This is a genomic window from Streptomyces pseudogriseolus (assembly GCA_002154585.1).
Taxonomy (GTDB): domain Bacteria; phylum Actinomycetota; class Actinomycetes; order Streptomycetales; family Streptomycetaceae; genus Streptomyces; species Streptomyces pseudogriseolus.
The window spans coordinates 1-19,426 of sequence record MUNG01000003.1 but is presented as its reverse complement, the minus strand read 5'-3'; the positions used below and the strand labels follow the sequence as shown (position 1 = coordinate 19,426).

The window sequence follows — 19,426 nt, the reverse complement described above, 5'->3', positions numbered from 1 at the left end:
CTCAGGCGGGCTCCACCCCGGCGCGCAGCAGCCCGTACGCGTAGGCGTCCTCCAGCGCCTGCCAGGAGGCGGCGATGACGTTGTCCGCGACGCCGACGGTGGACCACTCCCCCGCCCCGTCGGAGGTCGAGATCAGCACCCGGGTCGTGGACTGGGTGCCGTGCTCGCCCTGGAGGATGCGGACCTTGTAGTCGACCAGCTCCAGCTTGGCGAGCTGCGGGTAGATCTTCTCCAGGGCGACGCGCAGGGCGCGGTCGAGCGCGTTCACCGGGCCGTTGCCCTCGGCGGTGGCGACGATGCGCTCGCTCTTGGCCCAGAGCTTCACGGTGGCCTCGTTGGCGTGGGTGCCGTCGGGGCGGTCCTCGACGATGGCGCGCCAGGACTCGACCTCGAAGTACGTCAGCGGCCCGCCCTCCACCTCGGCGCGCAGCAGCAGCTCGAAGGAGGCGTCGGCGGCCTCGTAGGTGTAGCCCTTGAGCTCGCGCTCCTTGACCCGCTCGACGACCCGGCCGACCAGTTCGCGGTCGTCGCCCAGGTCGATGCCGAGCTCCTTGCCCTTGAGCTCGATGGAGGCGCGGCCGGCCATGTCGGAGACCAGCATCCGCATGGTGTTGCCGACCTGCTCGGGGTCGATGTGCTGGTAGAGGTCCGGGTCGACCTTGATCGCGGAGGCGTGCAGTCCGGCCTTGTGGGCGAAGGCGGAGACGCCGACGTAGGGCTGGTGGGTGGAGGGGGTGAGGTTGACGACCTCGGCGATGGCGTGGGAGATGCGGGTCATCTCGCGCAGCCGGCCCTCGGGCAGCACCTTCTTGCCGTACTTCAGCTCCAGCGCGGCGACGACGGGGAACAGGTTGGCGTTGCCGACGCGCTCGCCGTAGCCGTTGGCGGTGCACTGGACGTGGGTGGCGCCCGCGTCGACGGCGGCGAGGGTGTTGGCGACCGCGCAGCCGGTGTCGTCCTGGGCGTGGATGCCGAGCCGGGCGCCGGTGTCGGCGAGCACGGTGGCGACCACGGCCTGGATCTGCGCGGGAAGCATGCCGCCGTTGGTGTCGCACAGGATCACCACGTCGGCGCCGGCCTCGGCGGCGGCGCGGACGACGGACTTGGCGTAGGCGGGGTTGGCGCGGTAGCCGTCGAAGAAGTGCTCGCAGTCGACGAACACGCGGCGGCCCTGGGCGCGGAGGTGGGAGACGGTGTCGCGGACCATCTCCAGGTTCTCGTCCAGGGTGGTGCGCAGGGCGAGCTCGACGTGCCGGTCGTGGGACTTGGCGACCAGCGTGATCACCGGTGCGCCGGAGTCGAGGAGCGCCTTGACCTGGGGGTCCTGGTCGGCGGTGGTGCCGGCGCGGCGGGTGGCGCCGAAGGCGACCAGCTGGGCGTGCTTGAACTCGATCTCCTGCCGGGCCCGCGCGAAGAACTCGGTGTCCCGCGGGTTTGCGCCGGGCCAGCCGCCCTCGATGAAGCCCACGCCGAACTCGTCCAGGTGCCGGGCGACGGCCAGCTTGTCGGCGACCGTGAGGTTGATGCCCTCGCGCTGGGCGCCGTCGCGCAGGGTGGTGTCGAAGACGTGGAACGAGTCGTCGAGCTCGCTGGTTGCGGTCATGGTCTGAAGGCTCCTGTACTGGATCTCGGTCTACCGGAATGACCGGTTCCACCGTTCCCCCATGGTCCCTCGCGCCAGGTTCCCGGCTGCGGGTGGGCCGAGAAACAGAAAAACCCCTCGCGGGTGCGAGAGGTCTGCGCGCGGGTCGAGGACGACGGTGTCCGCCCGTACGGTGTCGTACGGGCGGTCACTGCGGACCGGCGCGCCTGCTGCCAATAATCGTGGCGAACGAGAGCACGGCCCAATTTTGACACACCGCGCCCACCCCCTCACCGCCCGTCTCAAGATGCGGGCGGTAAGGACGGCAGGGTGAGACACGAAGACGCGACGCGGGTCGCCTCGCGGCGGACGGGGCGGGGCTCCGGCGGCGCGGGCGGGTACGGCGCGTACCGGTAGCCGACCGGCGTTTCGCGAGCCGGGTCCCCGGCGGGCTGCTCGCCCCGGCCTCCCGCGCAGCACCTCACCGACACATCCCGGCGTGGCTCAGGTTCCGGACTCAACCGCCCTGGCAGTGGCGAGCGAGGTGGCCGGAAGGCCCGGGCGACCGGACGGAGGGCCGGGGCGCCTGCCCCGGCCCGGGCCCCCGGCCGTCAGGCCAGCCTGTGCATCCAGCCGTGCTTGTCCTCCGCCGTGCCGCGCTGGATGTCGAGGAGGGCCTGGCGGAGGCGGAGGGTGACCTCGCCCGGTTCGCCGCCGCCCTGCTGCCACTCGCCGCTCGCCCGCTTCACGGTGCCGACCGGCGTGATCACCGCGGCCGTGCCGCAGGCGAAGACCTCGGTCAGCGTGCCGTTCTCCGAGTCGCGCTGCCACTGCTCGACCGAGACGCGCTCCTCGACCGCCTCGTAACCGAGGTCGCGGGCGACGTCCAGCAGGGAGTCGCGGGTGACGCCCTCCAGGATGGAGCCGGTGAGGGTGGGCGTGACGATCTTGTTGCCGTACACGAAGTACAGGTTCATGCCGCCCAGTTCCTCGACCCACGTGTGCTCGACGGCGTCGAGGTAGCAGACCTGGTCGCAGCCCTTGGCGGCCGCCTCGGCCTGCGCGAGCAGGGAGGCCGCGTAGTTGCCGCCGGTCTTGGCGTCGCCCATGCCGCCGGGGACGGCGCGGACGCGGTCCTCGGAGACCCAGATGGAGACGGGCTTCACGCCGCCCGGGAAGTAGGCGCCGGCCGGGGAGGCGATCACCAGGAAGAGGTACTCGTTGGCGGGCTTCACGCCCAGCCCGACCTCGGTCGCGATCATGAAGGGGCGCAGGTAGAGGGACTCCTCGCCGCCGTGGGCCGGCACCCACGCCTGGTCCTGGGCGACCAGGACGTCACACGCCTCGATGAAGGTCTCGACCGGCAGCTCCGGCATGGCGAGCCGGCGGGCGGACCGCTGGAACCGCTCGGCGTTCTTCTCGGGACGGAACGTGGCGACGGACCCGTCGGGCTGCCGGTAGGCCTTGAGCCCCTCGAAGATCTCCTGGGCGTAGTGCAGCACCGTGGTCGCCGGGTCGATCGGGATCGGCGCGTACGGGACGAGCTGGCCGTCGTGCCAGCCGCGGCCCTCGGTCCACTTGATCGTCACCATGTGGTCGGTGAAGTGGCGGCCGAAGCCGGGGCTGGCCAGGATCGCGTCTCGTTCCGCGTCGGAGAGCGGATGGGCCGAGGGCTTCAGCTCGATCGTGGGCGTCGTCATGAGTGGTTGTCCTTCACCGGTTGTAGTGACGGGCCGCGCTCACGCCCGTACGGCGCGTGGCCAGTACTAGGACGTCCGAGCATTCCCTCAAGCCGCGGCTCCGCGTTCGATTATCGCCCGGCGGAGGCGGCGGAAGAAACAGGGTGAATGCGACCCGGTGGTCGTTGACCTGCACCCGGCGGAGGAACACGTCGAAGCCGCCGGGTGCGGATGCGACCCGGCGGCTTCGAGTGTGTCGAGGTGGGCGCCGGGTCAGCCGGCTACTCGTGCGGCGAGGGCGTCGCCGATCTGAGAGGTCGAGCGGGCGGGCAGGGCGCCGCGCTCCGCGAGGTCGGCGGAGACGGCGTCCTCGATGCGGGCGGCCTCGGCGTCGTGGCCGAGGTGGCGCAGCAGGAGGGCGACGGACAGGACCGTGGCGGTGGGGTCCGCCTTGCCCTGTCCTGCGATGTCCGGGGCCGAGCCGTGCACGGGCTCGAACATGGACGGGTACTCGCGGCTCGGGTTGATGTTGCCGGAGGCCGCGACGCCGATGCCGCCGGAAACGGCAGCGGCGAGGTCGGTGATGATGTCGCCGAAGAGGTTGTCGGTGACGATGACGTCGAACCGGCCGGGGTCGGTGACCAGGTAGATGGTCGCGGCGTCGACGTGGATGTAGTCGGTGGTGACGTCCGGGTACTCCGCGGCCACCTTGGTGAAGACGTTCGTCCACAGGTGGCCGGCGAAGGTCAGCACGTTGTTCTTGTGAACCAGCGTCAGCTTCTTGCGCGGGCGCGCCTGGGCGCGGGCGAAGGCGTCGCGGACCACGCGCTCGACACCGAAGGCCGTGTTCACGGAGACCTCGGTGGCGACCTCGTGCGGCGTGCCCTTCCTGATGGTGCCGCCGTTGCCCGTGTAGGGGCCCTCGGTGCCCTCGCGGACGACCACGAAGTCGATCTCGGGCTGCCCGGCGAGCGGGGTGGCGACGCCCGGGAGGAGCTTCGACGGACGCAGGTTGACGTGGTGGTCGAAGGCGAAGCGGAGCTTGAGCAGGAAGCCCCGCTCCAGGACGCCGGACGGGACGCCCGGGTCGCCGATGGCGCCCAGCAGGATCGCGTCGTGCCGCTTGAGGGCGTCGAGGTCGGCGTCGGTGAGGGTCTCACCGGTGGCGTGGTAGCGCCGGGCGCCGAAGTCGTACTCCTCGGTCTCCAGCTTCACATCCTGCGGAAGGACGGCGGAGAGGACCTTCAGGCCTTCGGTCACGACCTCCTGGCCGATGCCGTCACCGGGGATCACTGCGAGATTGATGCTGCGAGACATGCGGGCACCCTACTCCTCGTCCCACGGGATGACATGGGGCGTCCGGCATACGGACGCCTCGGGCGTGTCAGAGGCCGGCCGGCGGCGACTCAGTGGCCGGTCGAGCCGCCGTTGTCCCGGCGGTCGAGGGCGCGCTGAAGGGCGGCGGCGGCGTTCTTGCGGTCGTTCTCGGCGCCCCGGACGGAGCGGCGGACGCGGCGGCGGGCGGTCGTCTCGGGCATGAGGGATCGACTCCTTCGTGTGGAACGCGCGGACTCGAAGAGGCGCGGAGGGTGACGAGACGCCGGAAGGGGCGGGGAGCCGGGCCGCAGGGGTCGCCTGCGCGGGGCCTGCTCACAACCGCCGTTCGCTGGATCGAGCGATGCGTTCGGCTCCTACAAAAGTAAGGGCGCGCGTCGCATCTGTCTGCCCAATTACTTGGGCTTCCTACTATCTGAGACGGCGGCACCGCCCCTGCCCCGCCGACCTGCGCTTTTGCGGTTTGCCGGATCGGCCACCCGGCTGATCCCCGCGCCCGGCGGGCGACTGCCGCGGGCGGGAGGGGAACGGTGTCCGGCATGAACGACACGGCGAAGGTGTTCCTCGAAGGCGGGCCCGACGATCTGCCCGAGCGGATCGTCCCGGCCCCCGACCCCGGCCCGGACGTCAAGATCGAGCTCCGCAACGGCTACGAGCACTTCCGGCCCGCCTCGCGCGAGGCGGACACGCCCGAGGGGCGGCTGCCGGTGTACGAGTGGTGGGAGCGGACGGAGATGCCGGGCTGACCCCGGGACGACGCGAAGGGGCCGGGCGTCACGCGCCCGGCCCCTGTCACGTGCGACGGGATGTCAGCCCATGTGCGGGTAGGTGTAGTCGGTCGGCGGGACCAGCGTCTCCTTGATGGCGCGGGTCAGCGTCCAGCGCATCAGGTTCTGCGGGGCGCCGGCCTTGTCGTTGGTGCCGGAGGCACGGCCGCCGCCGAAGGGCTGCTGGCCGACCACGGCGCCGGTCGACTTGTCGTTGATGTAGAAGTTGCCGGCCGCGTAGCGCAGCTTCTCCATCGTGTACGCCGCCGCCGCGCGGTCGTTCGCGATGACCGAGCCGGTGAGGGCGTAGTCGGACACCGACTCCATCTGGGTCAGCATCTCGTCGTACCTGTCGTCCTCGTAGACGTGGACGGCGAGGATCGGGCCGAAGTACTCGGTGCGGAACACCTCGTTCTCCGGGTCGGTGCACTCGATGACGGTCGGACGGACGAAGTACCCGACCGAGTCGTCGTAGGTGCCGCCCGCGACGATCGTGCAGGCGGGGTCCTCCTTGGCGCGGTCGATGGCGGCCTTGTTCTTGGCGAAGGACCGCTCGTCGATGACGGCGCCGATGAAGTTGGACAGGTCGGTGACGTCACCCATCTTGATGCCGTCCACCTCGGCCGCGAACTCCTCCTTGAAGCCGGAGTTCCAGATCGAGGCCGGGATGTACGCGCGCGAGGTGGCCGAGCACTTCTGGCCCTGGTACTCGAAGGCGCCACGGGTCAGCGCGGTCTTCAGGATCGCGCGGTCGGCGCTCGGGTGGGCGACGACGAAGTCCTTGCCGCCGGTCTCGCCGACCAGCCGCGGGTACGAGCGGTACTTCTCGATGTTGGCGCCGACCGTCTTCCACAGGTACTGGAAGGTCTTGGTGGAGCCGGTGAAGTGGATGCCGGCGAGGTCCCGGTGCTCCAGGGCGACCTTGGACACCTCGATGCCGTCACCGGTGACCAGGTTGATGACGCCCTTGGGCAGCCCGGCCTCCTCGAGGAGCTGCATCAGCAGCACGGCGGCGTGGGTCTGCGTCGGGGACGGCTTCCACACCACGACGTTGCCCATCAACGCGGGCGCGGTCGGCAGGTTGGCCGCGATGGCGCTGAAGTTGAACGGCGTGATCGCGTAGACGAAGCCCTCCAGCGGGCGGTGGTCCAGGCGGTTCCACACGCCCGGCGAGTTGGCCGGGGGCTGCTCGGCGAGGATGCCGCGCGCGTAGTGGACGTTGAACCGCCAGAAGTCGACCAGCTCGCAGGGGCTGTCGATCTCGGCCTGCTGGGCGGTCTTGGACTGGCCGAGCATGGTGGAGGCGGCGATGGTCTCGCGCCAGGGGCCGGCCAGCAGCTCGGCGGCGCGCAGGATGATCGCCGCGCGGTCGTCGAAGGCCATCGCGCGCCAGGCGGGGGCGGCGGCCAGGGCCGCGTCGATCGCGTCCTGGGCGTCCTGCTGCGTCGCGTTGGCGTACGTGCCCAGGCGGGCCTTGTGGTTGTGCGGCTGCACGACGTCGAAGCGCTCGCCGCCGCCCATCCGCTTCACGCCGCCGATGGTGCAGGGCAGCTCGACCGGGTTGTCGGCCAGCTCCTTGAGCTTGGCCTCCAGCCGGGCACGCTCGGGGCTTCCGGGGGCATAGCCGTGCACCGGCTCGTTGACGGGCGTGGGGACCTGGGTCACAGCGTCCATGGGTTCCGTAACTCCTTATCTCTGAGCGGTGTGGTGTCAGCCCTTGGTGATCATGCTGCGGGCGAAGAACCGGAGGTTGGCCGGCTTCTCCGCCAGGCGCCGCATGAAGTAGCCGTACCAGTCGGTGCCGTAGGCCGTGTAGACGCGCATGCGGTGGCCCTCGGCGGCGAGCCGGACGTGCTCGTCGCCGCGGATGCCGTAGAGCATCTGGAACTCGTACTCGTCGAGCTTGCGTCCGGCGGTGCGGGCCAGTTCCTGGGCGATGGCGATCAGGCGCGGGTCGTGGGACCCGATCATCGGATACCCCTCGCCCTCCATCAGCGTCCGCAGGATGCGCACGTACGCCTTGTCGATCTCGTGCTTCTGCTGGTAGGCGACCTCGGCGGGCTCCTTGTAGGCGCCCTTCACCAACCGTACGCGACTGCCCGCGGCAGCGAGCCGGCGTGCGTCCTCCTCGGTGCGGAAGAGGTAGGCCTGGATGACGCAGCCGGTCCCCGGGAAGTCCTTCCGCAGCTCCTCGTGGATGGCGAACATCGAGTCGAGGGTGGTGTGGTCCTCCGCGTCCAGGGTGACCGTGGTGCCGATCTCGGCGGCGGTCTCGACGACCGGGCGGACGTTGGCGAGGGCCAGCTCGTGGCCGCCGGGAAGCGCCTGGCCGAACATCGACAGCTTCACGGACATCTCCGCGCGCGGGCCGAGCTCCAGCGGCTTCAGCCGGTCGATCAGCTCCAGGTAGGCGTCGCGGGCGGCCTCGGCCTGCTCGGGCGTGGTGATGTCCTCGCCGACGACGTCCATGGTCAGCTCGAGACCGTTGTCGGTGAGCTCCCGCACGATCGGCAGGATCTCGTCCACGGTCTCACCGGGGATGAAGCGGTCGACGACCTGCTTGGTCACCGGGGCCGCCGAGATCAGGCGTCGCATCCGGTCGCTGCGCGACGCGGCGAGAATCACGGGACCCAGCACGGGGCACCTCCACAAGCTGCGAGAGGCCGCCACCCGACGTTTCGGGGACGGCACGGAGAACCACCGTGAAACCTAAGGATGACCCTGATCCTGGGCCATCGACAGACGTCACGCATCCCTGGACGAGATCTCAGACAGATGTATGAAGGGCGCCGGCTTTTGCGGCAGAATGCCCGGGTGACGTCGGAATACAGGGACGACTACCAGGAGCTCGTGGACGAGATCTCGGAGCTCCTCGGCGCTCCGGCGACCCTGGAGAACCGCGACTTCGAGCTGATCGCCTTCGGCGCGTACGACAGCGAGGGCGACCTCGACCCGTCCGCGCTGGACCCGGTGCGCGCCCGCTCGATCCTGACCCGGCGCTCCACACCGGCCGTCCGCGCCTGGTTCGAGGGCTTCGGCATCACCCGCGCGACCGGTCCTGTCCACATCCCGCGCACCCCGGAGGCGGGCGTGCACCGGGGCCGCGTCTGCCTGCCCGTCCGCCATCGCGGGGTGGCCCTGGGCTACGTCTGGCTGCTGGAGGACGACCCGGGCCCCTCGGCGGAACAGCTCGACGCGGCCATGCGGGTGACGGCGCGGATCGGCGCGCTGCTCGCCGACGAGGCGCAGCACGGCGCGGACCTCACCCGGGAACTGCGGGCGGTGCTGACGGCGGAGCGGGGCTGGCAGCGGGACATGGCGGTCGCCGAGCTGCGCACCGCCCTCGGCCCGCGCGCGGAGGGCCTGCACACGGTGGTCTGCGTCGCGCCCTGGCCGTCCGCCGACCCCGACGAGGCGCCCTCGGTCCGCACGGTGCCGGGGGCGACGGCCCTGTGCACGCTGCCGTGGGGCGCCACGGCCGTGTCCCTGGCGCTGCTGCTGCGGTTGCGCTCCGCCGACGTGCTGACGCCGGCGACGACTGCGGCCGGGCGTCTGCTGGAGCGGGCCCGGGACGGCGGGGCGGCGGGCCGGCCCGGGCCGCCCCCGGTGGCCGCGGGCATCGCCGCACCGCGTACGGGCCTGGCCGACCTGGGCACGGCCTGGGACGAGGCGTCGGCGTCGGCGCGGGCGGCGCTGGCCGAGCCGCGCCTCGGTCCGGTGGCCCGCTGGGCGTCGATCGGCCCGTACCGGCTGCTGACCGCGCTGTCCCCCGGCGCCGCGCACGACCCCGCCGTCAGCCCGCTGCTCTCCCCCGCCCACACGGAACTGGCCCGCACCGCCGAGGTGTACCTCGACTGCGCGGGCCAGGCCGGGCGCACGGCGGCGGAGCTGGGCGTGCACCGGCAGACGCTGTACTACCGGCTGTCGCGGGTCGAGCGGCTCACCGGCCTGGACCTGGACGACGGCGAGGACCGCCTGCTGCTGCACATGGCGCTCAAGGCGCACCGTCTGTAGACGCGCCCTGCTCAGCAGACGTGGCAGCCTCCACCACCTGGCGCAGACCGACGGTGAGCCGTCCGGCGTCGGGAGCGCCGACCGGGTCGAAGGTCCACTGGGCGATGAGGCCGGTCATCAGGGTGACGTAGAACGAGCCGAGGGTGTCGGCGGTGGCGTCGGACACGTCCTCCTCCCGGCCGCCCATCAGCAGCGGGACAAGACCGCGTCCGGCCTCGCGCTGGGCAACGGACAGATGGGCGCGTACCTCGGGCAGCCGGTCGCCGAAGGCGAGCACCTCCATGCTGAGCCGCCATACCGAGCCGGGCTCCTTCATGGTGCTGATGATGTTCGACCACACCCGCTCGAACCGCTCCAGGGAACCGGGCACGGTCTCGTCCACGGTCCCGTCGCCCTCGAAGGCGTCGCCCATCCCCTCGACCAGGGAGATGTAGGCCTGCGCGAGCAGCGCGTCCTTCGACCCGTAGTGGTAGCCGATGGACGCCAGGTTGGTCCCCGACTCCTTGACGATGTCCCGCGCCGTGGTGCGCACGAACCCCTTGGCGAGCAGGCAGCGCTTCGCGCCCTCCAGCAGATCCTCACGGTGTCCCATGGCGTCACCTTACCCATCCCTCCATACAGCTGTCTTATACGCTTGTTCTAGACACTCGTATAAGACGTGCGTACAGTCACCGGCATGACAACGAACCCGCCCCGCGCCGGCCGCCGTGAATGGACCGCGCTCGTCGTGCTGATGCTTCCGCTGCTGCTGGTCTCGATGGACGTCTCCGTCCTCTACTTCGCTGTCCCCGAGATCAGCGCCGACCTGGAGCCGACCGGCACCCAGCAGCTGTGGATCTTCGACATCTACGGCTTCGTGCTGGCCGGTCTGCTGATGACCATGGGCGCGCTCGGCGACCGCATCGGCCGCCGCCGGCTGCTGCTGTGCGGCGCGGCCGCCTTCGGCGCGGCCTCCCTGCTCGCGGCCTACGCGCAGTCCGCCGAGACGCTGATCGCGGCCCGCGCGGTCCTCGGCATCGGCGGCGCCACCCTGATGCCGTCGACGATGGCGCTGGTCCGCACGATGTTCAGCGACCCCCGCCAGCGGGCGCAGGCCATCGGGCTGTGGTCCGGGGTGATGACGGGCGGCATCGCGCTCGGCTCCGTGATGAGCGGGCTCCTCGTGGAGCACTTCTGGTGGGGCTCGGTCTTCCTGGTCAACCTGCCCGCGATGGTGCTGCTCCTCGTCCTCGGCCCGCTGCTGCTGCCGGAGTCCAGGAACCCCTCCCCGGGACGCTTCGACCTGCCGAGCGTCCCGCTGTCGATGGCGGCCGTGCTGCCCGTGGTCTACGGCCTCAAGGAGCTGCCCTCGGAGGGCTGGAACGTCCGGTACGTCGTCTCGATCACCGTCGGCCTGCTGTTCGCCGCGCTGTTCGTGCACCGCCAGCGCACCACGGCCTCACCGATGATCTCCCCCGCCCTCTTCCGCGGGCACGGCTTCACCCCCGCGCTCACCCTCAACACCCTGTCGGCCTTCGGGATGATGGGCTCGGCCCTCTTCACCACCCAGTACCTCCAGTCGGTGCTCGGCAAGAGCGCGCTGGAGGCCGCGCTGTGGAGCCTGCTGCCGTCGGTGCTCATCGGCGCCGCCGCCCCGGTCGCCGCCCAGCTCGTCCAGCGGGGCATGGAGCGCGCGCACGTCGTCACCGCCGGGTTCGTGATCTCCGCCTGCGGTTACGGGCTGCTCGCCCTGGCCGGCACGGACTCCCTGTGGCTGGTACTGGCGGCGTGCGGGGTGATGGCCGCGGGCATCGTCGTCGTGATGTCCCTGCTCACCGACCTGGCGCTCAGCTCGGCCCCGGTGGACCGGGCGGGCTCGGCGTCCTCGCTGCTGGAGACCGGCACAGAGTTCGGCGGAGCCCTGGGCATGGCCGCCCTCGGGTCGATCGGCACGGCCGTCTACCGGCACGCGATGCCGGACACGGCGCCCGAACCGGCGCGGGAGACCCTCGGCGGTGCGCTCGCCGTCGCCGCCGAGCTGCCGGGGCGCGCGGGGGACGCCCTGGCCGCGGCGGCGCGCGCGGCGTTCACCGACGGGATGCGGGGCGCCGCGATCGCCGGGGCGCTGCTGCTCCTCGTCGCGGCGGGCGTCGCGGTGGCCGGCCTGCGGCACATCCGGGTGCGTCCGGAGACGGAGAACGCCGGACAGGCCGAGGAACTCAGCCCGTCCGGCGCGTGAGCCCGACGAATGGTGGGTGACGAAGGGTGGGGTCAGACGAGGTTCACGGAGCGGGCCGAGGTGGCGCCGATCTCCGCGGCCAGCTCGCCCAGCACGGAGGCGGCGACCGTGTCGTCGACGGTCAGCACGGCGAGCGCCTCGCCGCCGACCGTCGCACGGGCGACCTGCATGCCGGCGATGTTGATGCCCGCCTCGCCGAGGATGCGGCCGACGGTGCCGACGACACCGGGGCGGTCCTCGTAGCGCAGGACGACCATGTGGTCGGCGAGCGCGAGATCGACGTCGTACTCGCCGACCGCGACGATCTTCTGGACGTGCTTGGGGCCGGCCAGCGTGCCGGAGACCGAGATCTCCTCGCCGTCCGCGAGGGTGCCGCGCACCGTGACGACGTTGCGGTGGTCGGCCGACTCCGAGCTGGTGGTCAGCCGCACCTCGACACCGCGCTCCTGGGCGAAGAGCGGGGCGTTGACGTAGGAGACGGTCTCGTCGACGACGTCCTCGAAGACGCCCTTGAGCGCGGACAGCTCCAGCACCTTCACGTCGTGCTGGGTGATCTCGCCGTACACCTCGACGTCGAGGCGGACCGCGACCTCACCCGCGAGGGCGGTGAAGATGCGGCCGAGGCGCTCGGCGAGCGGCAGGCCCGGCTTGACGTCCTCGGCGATGACACCGCCCTGGACGTTCACCGCGTCGGGGACGAGCTCACCGGCGAGGGCGAGGCGCACCGAGCGGGCGACGGCGATGCCGGCCTTCTCCTGGGCCTCGTCGGTGGAGGCGCCGAGATGCGGGGTGCAGACGACCTGGTCGAACTCGAAGAGCGGGGAGTCGGTGCACGGCTCCTTGGCGTACACGTCGAGGCCGGCGCCGGCGACGCGGCCCTCCTTGAGCGCCGAGTACAGCGCCTCCTCGTCGACGATGCCGCCGCGCGCGGCGTTGATGACGCGCACGGTCGGCTTGACCTTGCGCAGCGCCTCGTCGCCGATCAGGCCCAGCGTCTCGGGGGTCTTCGGCAGGTGGACGGTGATGAAGTCGGAGACCTCGAGCAGCTCGTCCAGCGACAGCACCTTGACGCCCATCTGCGCGGCCCGCGCGGGCTGTACGTAGGGGTCGTAGGCGACGACCTTCATGCCGAAGGCGGACATGCGCTGCGCGACGAGGGCGCCGATCCGCCCCAGACCCACGACACCGAGGGTCTTCTCGGCGAGCTCGACGCCCGTGTACTTGCTCCGCTTCCACTCGCCGTTCTTCAGCGCGGCGTTGGCCTGGGGGATGTTGCGCGCGGTGGCGAGGATCAGACCGCAGGCGAGCTCGGCGGCGGTGACGATGTTGGAGGTGGGGGCGTTGACGACCATCACGCCGGCCTTGGTGGCGGCGGAGACGTCGACGTTGTCGAGGCCGACGCCGGCTCGTGCGACGACCTTCAGTTTGTTCGCCGCGGCGATCGCCTCGGCGTCCACCTTGGTGGCGGAGCGGATCAGGATCGCGTCGACGTCCGCGATGGCGGGGAGCAGTTCGGCGCGGTCCGCGCCGTTGCAGTGCCGGATCTCGAAGTCCGGGCCGAGTGCGTCGACGGTGGCGGGCGACAGCTCTTCAGCGATGAGTACGACGGGTTTCGAGCTCACGTGAGTCCTCACAAGTCCCAATGCGGACGGCCGTCCCGACGGCCGCAGGCGGTGAAGAAGTGCTAGCCGCGTGGAAGACGCACGACGCTGTGGGCCTGACGCGTATGTAGTGCAGCAGTGTAGTGGCGCCGAGGGCGTCGTCTTACGCCGCTTCGGAAGGATCACCCGTCCGTGGCGGACGGGATGGACAACGCCGTACCACCGACGTTACCCCTGGTTCGCCCGAAGGGCCGGGGCGCGGTGCCCCGGCCCTCAGGACGGCCGTGCTCAGGCCTCTTCGTCGACCCAGCTCATCAGCTTGCGCAGCTGCTTGCCGGTGGTCTCCAGCAGGTGCTCGGAGTCCTGCTTCTTGTACTCGTCGTACTTCTTCAGACCGCCGTGGTACTCGTCCATCCAGGTCTGGGCGAAGGAGCCGTCCTGGATCTCGGCGAGGACCTTCTTCATCTCGGCCTTGGTGGCGTCGGTGATGATCCGCGGGCCGGTGACGTAGTCGCCCCACTCGGCGGTCTCGGAGATCGACCAGCGCATCTTCTCCAGGCCGCCCTCGTACATGAGGTCCACGATCAGCTTCAGCTCGTGCAGGCACTCGAAGTACGCGATCTCCGGCTGGTAGCCGGCCTCGGTCAGCGTCTCGAAGCCCGCCTTCACCAGCGCGGCGGTGCCGCCGCAGAGGACGGCCTGCTCACCGAACAGGTCGGTCTCGGTCTCCTCGGTGAAGGTCGTCTTGATGACGCCGGCGCGGGTGCCGCCGATGCCCTTGGCGTACGACAGGGCGAGCGCGAAGGCGTCGCCGGTGGCGTCCTGCTCGACGGCCGCGATGCAGGGGACGCCGCGGCCCTCCTCGTACTGACGGCGCACCAGGTGGCCCGGGCCCTTCGGGGCGACCATGCAGACGTCGACGCCGGCCGGGGGCTTGATGAAGCCGAAGCGGATGTTGAAGCCGTGGCCGAAGAACAGCGCGTCGCCGTCCTTCAGGTTCGGGGCGACGGACTCCTCGTAGACCTGGCCCTGGATCGGGTCCGGGACCAGGATCATGATGACGTCGGCCTCGGCGGCGGCCTCGGACGGGGTCACCACGCGCAGGCCCTGCTCCTCGGCCTTGGCCTTGGACTTCGAGCCCTCGTGCAGACCGACGCGCACGTCGACGCCGGAGTCGCGCAGCGACAGGGCGTGGGCGTGGCCCTGGCTGCCGTACCCGATGACCGCGACCTTGCGGCCCTGGATGATGGACAGGTCGGCGTCGGCGTCGTAGAACAGCTCGGCCACTGGGTTCTCTCCTTGTGTGCAGGTGTTGCGTCCCACCGTATGACGGTGCGGGAGGGGGAAGGTTGGGGGTCTCGCGATACGGGCGGCCGGCCGTGTCCCGGCCGCCCGTTCCGTGTCTTAAGCCGACCGGTCCAGGGCGCGCAGCGACCGGTCCGTGATCGAACGGGCACCGCGTCCGATCGCGATGGTGCCGGACTGGACCAGCTCCTTGATGCCGAACGGCTCCAGCATCTTGAGCATGGCGGACAGCTTGTCGCTGCTTCCGGTGGCCTCGACGGTCACCGCCTCCGGGGAGACGTCCACGGTCTTGGCGCGGAACAGCTGGACGATCTCGACGATCTGGGAGCGCGTCTCGTTGTCGGCGCGCACCTTCACCAGGACGAGTTCGCGCTGGACCGCCTGCCCGGGTTCGAGCTCGACGATCTTCAGCACGTTGACGAGCTTGTTGAGCTGCTTGGTGACCTGCTCGAGCGGGAACTCGTCGACGCTCACCACGATGGTGATGCGGGAGATGTCGGGGTGCTCGGTGACGCCGACGGCGAGCGAGTCGATGTTGAAGCCGCGGCGGGAGAACAGGGCGGCGATCCGGGCCAGGATGCCGGGGGTGTTCTCCACCAGGACGGAGAGCGTGTGCTTGGACATGATCTCTTCGGTCTCTCTCGCTCAGTCGTCTTCGTTGTCGCCGAAGTCGGGGCGCACGTCCCGGGCGGCCATGATCTCGTCGTTGGAGGTGCCGGCGGCGACCATCGGCCAGACCATCGCATCCTCGTGGACGATGAAGTCCACCAGGACCGGGCGGTCGTTGACCGAGTTGGCCTCCTCGATGACCTTGTCGAGGTCGGCGGGGTCCTCGCAGCGGATCGCGTAGCAGCCCATCGCCTCGGCCAGCTTCACGAAGTCGGGGACGCGGGTGCCCCTCGCCTCCGGATTGACGTCGTCGGGGCCGGAGTGCAGGACCGTGTTGGAGTACCGCTGGTTGTAGAAGAGGGTCTGCCACTGGCGGACCATCCCGAGCGCGCCGTTGTTGATGACGGCGACCTTGATCGGGATGTTGTTCAGGGCGCAGGTGGTGAGCTCCTGATTGGTCATCTGGAAGCAGCCGTCGCCGTCGATCGCCCACACCGTGCGGTCGGGCACGCCCGCCTTGGCGCCCATGGCGGCGGGCACCGCGTAGCCCATGGTCCCGGCGCCGCCGGAGTTCAGCCAGGTGGCGGGCTTGTCGTACTGGATGAAGTGCGCGGCCCACATCTGGTGCTGGCCGACGCCCGCCGCGAAGACGGTGCCCTCGGGGGCCAGCTGTCCGATGCGCTCGATGACCTGCTGCGGGGAGAGGGAGCCGTCCGCCGGCAGGTCGTAGCCCAGCGGGTAGGTGTCGCGCCAGCGGTTCAGATCGTTCCACCAGGCGGAGTAGTCGCCGCGGTGGCCCTCGGCGTGCTCCTTCTGGACGGCCTGGATGAGGTCGGCGAGGACCTCGCGGGCGTCACCGACGATCGGCACGTCGGCGGCGCGGTTCTTGCCGATCTCCGCCGGGTCGATGTCGGCGTGGACGATCTTGGCGTACGGGGCGAAGCTGTCCAGCTTGCCGGTGACGCGGTCGTCGAAGCGGGCTCCGAGGGCGACGATCAGGTCGGCCTTCTGCAGCGCGGTGACGGCGGTGACCGAACCGTGCATGCCCGGCATTCCCACGTGCAGCGGGTGGCCGTCGGGGAACGCGCCGAGCGCCATCAGGGTGGTGGTGACGGGCGCTCCGGTGAGCTCGGCGAGCATCTTCAGCTCGGCGGTGGCGCCCGCCTTGATGACGCCGCCGCCGACGTAGAGGACGGGCCGCCTGGCTGCCGTGATCAGCTTGGCGGCCTCGCGGATCTGCTTGGCGTGCGGCTTGGTGACGGGCCGGTAGCCGGGCAGGTCCATGACGGGCGGCCAGGAGAAGGTGGTCTTCGCCTGGAGGATGTCCTTGGGGATGTCCACCAGCACCGGGCCGGGACGGCCGGTGGAGGCGATGTGGAAGGCCTGCGCGATCGCCCGCGGGATGTCCTCCGCCTTGGTGACCAGGAAGCTGTGCTTGGTGATCGGCATGGTGATGCCGACGATGTCCGCCTCCTGGAAGGCGTCGGTGCCGATCGCCTTGGAGACGACCTGACCGGTGATGGCCACCAGCGGGACGGAGTCCATGTGCGCGTCGGCGATCGGCGTGACCAGGTTGGTGGCGCCCGGTCCCGAGGTCGCCATGCAGACGCCCACCTTGCCGGTGGCCTGCGCGTACCCCGTGGCCGCGTGGCCGGCGCCCTGCTCATGCCGGACCAGGACGTGGCGCACCCGGGTCGAGTCCATCAGCGGGTCGTAGGCGGGCAGGATCGTGCCGCCGGGGATACCGAATACCGTGTCGGCGCCGACCTCCTCGAGGGAGCGGATGAGGGACTGCGCGCCCGTGACGTGCTCGACGGGGGCGGACTGCTGTCCTCCGGAACGGGGCCTCGGCTGCGGGTGATGGGCCCCGGTGGCCTGCTCGGTCATCGGCATTCTCTTCTCGATGCTGAGGGTTTTTGCGAAGTTCGTGCGGGTTACGCGTGCTGCTCGGCAGGTGCCTGTGCAACAAAAAACCCCTCGTGCCGTAAGGCAAGCGAGGGGAGCGCGCCGGGTGGTGGGTCGCTGAGCGTTCGCCGCTCAGCGTCAGCCGACGCGCTTTCCAAGTACGAGAATTCGGGTGCGCATGGCACTGACCCTCCCCCCGGCGCGCACTCACTGTCAAGTGGGTGGGACGGGAGTCTCATCATGTGAGCGGAGTGTCGTGGCGCTCTTGAGCACCGCCGTCACCCCTGTGGAGTACACCGGGGATACGCCCCCGCCGGCCAGCACCGGCTCGGCCTGGGCATGCGCCACCGGGTACCGCCCGGCGGCCAGCGCCCGGCGCAGCCGGTACTCGTCGAGCGGCCCGGAGAACGCCAGCCCCTGCGCGTGCGTGCAGCCCATCGCGCGCAGCGCCTCGGCCTGCTCGGGCAGGTCCACGCCGTCGGCCACCGTCTGGAGGCCCAGGTCGGAGGCGATCCGCAGCAGCCCGTGGGTGATCTTGTACAGGCGCGCGGACTCCGCCACCCCGTCGACCAGGCTGCGGTCCAGCTTCAGCATGTCGACGGGCAGCCGCCTGAGGGCCGTGATCGCCGCGCGTCCGCTGCCGAAGCCGTCCAGGGAGATCCGCACGCCGAGCCGCTTGAGCACGGCGAGCCGGCGCTCCAGCTCGTCGAGGGACACCCGCGGGTCGGTGTCGGCCAGCTCCACGATCAACGAGCCGGACGGCAGACCGTGGCGCGTGAGCAGCGCCTCGACCGAGCCGAGGGGCAGCGACCGGTCCAGCAGGCGGCGCGCGCTCAGCCGTACGGCCACCGGCACCGGCAGCCCCGTCGCGTGCCGCTCGGCGGCCTGCTCGACGGCCTCCTCCAGCACCCAGCGGCCCAGCTCGGCGGTCTTCTCGCTGTCCTCGGCGACGCGCAGGAACTCCGCGGGCGTGAACAGCACACCCTGGGAGGAGCGCCAGCGCGCCTGGGCGCACACGGAGGCGATGCGGCCGTCCGCCAGGCACACCACGGGCTGGTGCAGCAGGGCGAACTCGCCGTGGTGCAGCGCCGCGCGCAGCCGCGTGGCCAGCTCGGCCCTGCGGACGACGTCCTGCTGCATGTGCGGCTTGTACAGCTCGACCCGGCCCTTGCCCGCCGCCTTCGCCCGGTACATCGCGAGATCGGCGTTGCGCAGCAACTCGCCCGCGCCGAAGCCCGGTTCGGCGAAGGCGACGCCGATGGAGGCGTTGACCCGGACATCGTTGCCTTCGATGAGGTAGGGCTGGGACAGCGTGGTTCTGAGGCGGTCGGCCAGTTCGAGGATGTGCCGCTCGCGCGCGTCCCGGTCGCGTACGCCGTCGCCGACGATGAGCGCCGCGAACTCGTCGCCGCCGAGCCGGGAGGCGGTGTCGCCCTTGCGGACGGCGTCCTGGAGCCGGCGCGCGGCCTGCACGAGCAGTTCGTCCCCGGCCTGGTGGCCGATGGTGTCGTTGACGCCCTTGAAGCCGTCGAGGTCGATGAAGAGCACCGCCGTGCCGCGCAGGGCGGCGCCCCGGTCCGAGGCGCGGCGGCCGGAGAGGGCCTGCTGCACGCGCCGGGTGAACAGGGCGCGGTTGGGCAGGTCGGTCAGCGGGTCGTGCTCCGCGTTGTGCTGGAGCTGGGCCTGGAGCCGGACCCGCTCGGTGACGTCCCGGCTGTTGAAGATCAGGCCGCCGTGGTGCCGGTTGACGGTCGACTCCACGTTGAGCCAGGTTCCCTGGCCGTCGGCCTCCTCCCAGGAGCGGGCGGCGCCCCCGCCGGAGCGGAAGCGGCACTCGATGCGCATGGTGGGCTCTTCCACCGGGTCGGCGGCGAGGAATCTGCGCACCTCGTGCACCACACGGCCGAGGTCCTCGGGGTGGATCAGGGAGGCCAGTTCGGTGCCGACCAGGTCCTCGGCGGGGCGGCCGTACACCCCGGCGGCGGCCGGGGAGACGTACCGCAGGACGCCGCTGGGGGCGGCGATCATGATGACGTCGCTCGATCCCTGCACCAGGGAGCGGAAGTGGTTCTCCGCCTGGGCGAGCTCCTGGGTGAGCGTGATGTTGTCGAGGAGCATGATGCCCTGGCGCGCCACGAGCGCGAGCGCCACGGTGCCCCCGGTGATCAGCACGACCCGGTCGACGCTGCGGCCGTTGAGGACGTTGTAGAGGATCCCCAGCGTGCACACGGCGGCGGCGAGGTACGGGGTGAGCGCGGCGAGCGATCCGGCGATGGGCCGGGAGAGCTGGTAGCGGCCCGCTCCCCCGCCGGGCGGCGGCGCGTGCTGGTGGTCGGGGGTCGCGCGCCGCCCGGGCAGGTGCTCGCGGACCACGCGGGTGGACGTCTCCCGGTCCGGCCCGCCGCGGCGGG

At 71.2% G+C, this 19,426-nt stretch carries 15 protein-coding genes; 3 read left to right on the top strand and 12 right to left on the bottom strand.

The features are described from left to right. Position 1: 1 nt before the first annotated feature. From cimA to CCN29_RS00420, 4 genes are all read right to left on the bottom strand, one after another. Entirely contained in the window at positions 2-1,603 is a 1,602-nt protein-coding gene (gene cimA, locus CCN29_RS00435; RefSeq protein WP_086679448.1) for a citramalate synthase, read from the bottom strand. Between the two features lie 590 nt (positions 1,604-2,193). After that, the gene (locus CCN29_RS00430) at positions 2,194-3,282 is read right to left on the bottom strand and encodes a branched-chain amino acid aminotransferase (RefSeq protein WP_006130813.1); all 1,089 of its coding nucleotides are present in this window, start codon (positions 3,280-3,282) and stop codon (positions 2,194-2,196) included. Positions 3,283-3,534: 252 nt separating this feature from the next. Further along, a complete protein-coding gene (locus CCN29_RS00425) occupies positions 3,535-4,578 on the bottom strand; it encodes a 3-isopropylmalate dehydrogenase (protein WP_006130814.1) in 1,044 nt (347 codons plus the stop codon). Between the two features lie 89 nt (positions 4,579-4,667). Then, positions 4,668-4,799, bottom strand: a complete 132-nt coding sequence (locus CCN29_RS00420) for a hypothetical protein (RefSeq protein WP_006130815.1) — start codon at positions 4,797-4,799, stop codon at positions 4,668-4,670. 336 nt (positions 4,800-5,135) lie between these two features. Between CCN29_RS00420 and CCN29_RS00415 the strand changes: the two genes are divergently transcribed. Continuing rightward, positions 5,136-5,342 carry a DUF5988 family protein gene (locus CCN29_RS00415; RefSeq protein WP_006130816.1) on the top strand — a complete coding sequence of 69 codons (207 nt, stop codon included), beginning with the start codon at positions 5,136-5,138 and terminating at the stop codon, positions 5,340-5,342. 63 nt (positions 5,343-5,405) lie between these two features. Here CCN29_RS00415 and pruA read toward each other — a convergent pair whose 3' ends face one another. Further along, complete coding sequence (gene pruA, locus CCN29_RS00410) at positions 5,406-7,037, bottom strand: L-glutamate gamma-semialdehyde dehydrogenase (protein ID WP_006130817.1); 1,632 nt, start codon at positions 7,035-7,037, stop codon at positions 5,406-5,408. A 36-nt stretch (positions 7,038-7,073) separates the two neighbouring features. Next, entirely contained in the window at positions 7,074-8,000 is a 927-nt protein-coding gene (locus tag CCN29_RS00405) for a proline dehydrogenase family protein (protein WP_086679446.1), read from the bottom strand. 138 nt (positions 8,001-8,138) lie between these two features. On the opposite strand from CCN29_RS00405, the gene CCN29_RS00400 reads away from it, so the two are divergent. Beyond that, positions 8,139-9,377 carry a PucR family transcriptional regulator gene (locus tag CCN29_RS00400; protein WP_189482381.1) on the top strand — a complete coding sequence of 413 codons (1,239 nt, stop codon included), beginning with the start codon at positions 8,139-8,141 and terminating at the stop codon, positions 9,375-9,377. Here CCN29_RS00400 and CCN29_RS00395 read toward each other — a convergent pair. Beyond that, the gene (locus CCN29_RS00395) at positions 9,358-9,969 is read right to left on the bottom strand and encodes a TetR/AcrR family transcriptional regulator (protein WP_006130820.1); all 612 of its coding nucleotides are present in this window, start codon (positions 9,967-9,969) and stop codon (positions 9,358-9,360) included. The two genes, CCN29_RS00400 and CCN29_RS00395, sit on opposite strands and share 20 nt — an antisense overlap. 84 nt (positions 9,970-10,053) lie before the next feature. Between CCN29_RS00395 and CCN29_RS00390 the strand changes: the two genes are divergently transcribed. Then, on the top strand, positions 10,054-11,595 hold the full coding sequence (locus CCN29_RS00390; protein WP_189408589.1) for an MFS transporter: 1,542 nt from the start codon (positions 10,054-10,056) through the stop codon (positions 11,593-11,595). Between the two features lie 32 nt (positions 11,596-11,627). Here CCN29_RS00390 and serA read toward each other — a convergent pair whose 3' ends face one another. From serA to CCN29_RS00365, 5 genes are all read right to left on the bottom strand, one after another. Next, positions 11,628-13,217, bottom strand: a complete 1,590-nt coding sequence (gene serA, locus CCN29_RS00385) for a phosphoglycerate dehydrogenase (protein ID WP_006130822.1) — start codon at positions 13,215-13,217, stop codon at positions 11,628-11,630. 267 nt (positions 13,218-13,484) lie between these two features. After that, positions 13,485-14,483, bottom strand: coding sequence for a ketol-acid reductoisomerase (gene ilvC / locus CCN29_RS00380; RefSeq protein WP_006130823.1), 999 nt, complete (start codon positions 14,481-14,483; stop codon positions 13,485-13,487). Positions 14,484-14,600: 117 nt separating this feature from the next. Next, complete coding sequence (gene ilvN / locus CCN29_RS00375) at positions 14,601-15,125, bottom strand: acetolactate synthase small subunit (RefSeq protein WP_006130824.1); 525 nt, start codon at positions 15,123-15,125, stop codon at positions 14,601-14,603. Positions 15,126-15,146: 21 nt separating this feature from the next. Next, on the bottom strand, positions 15,147-16,997 hold the full coding sequence (locus tag CCN29_RS00370) for an acetolactate synthase large subunit (RefSeq protein WP_006130825.1): 1,851 nt from the start codon (positions 16,995-16,997) through the stop codon (positions 15,147-15,149). Positions 16,998-17,228: 231 nt separating this feature from the next. Continuing rightward, the coding region (locus tag CCN29_RS00365; protein ID WP_107481660.1) for a putative bifunctional diguanylate cyclase/phosphodiesterase at positions 17,229-19,426 on the bottom strand (2,198 nt) is incomplete at its 5' end.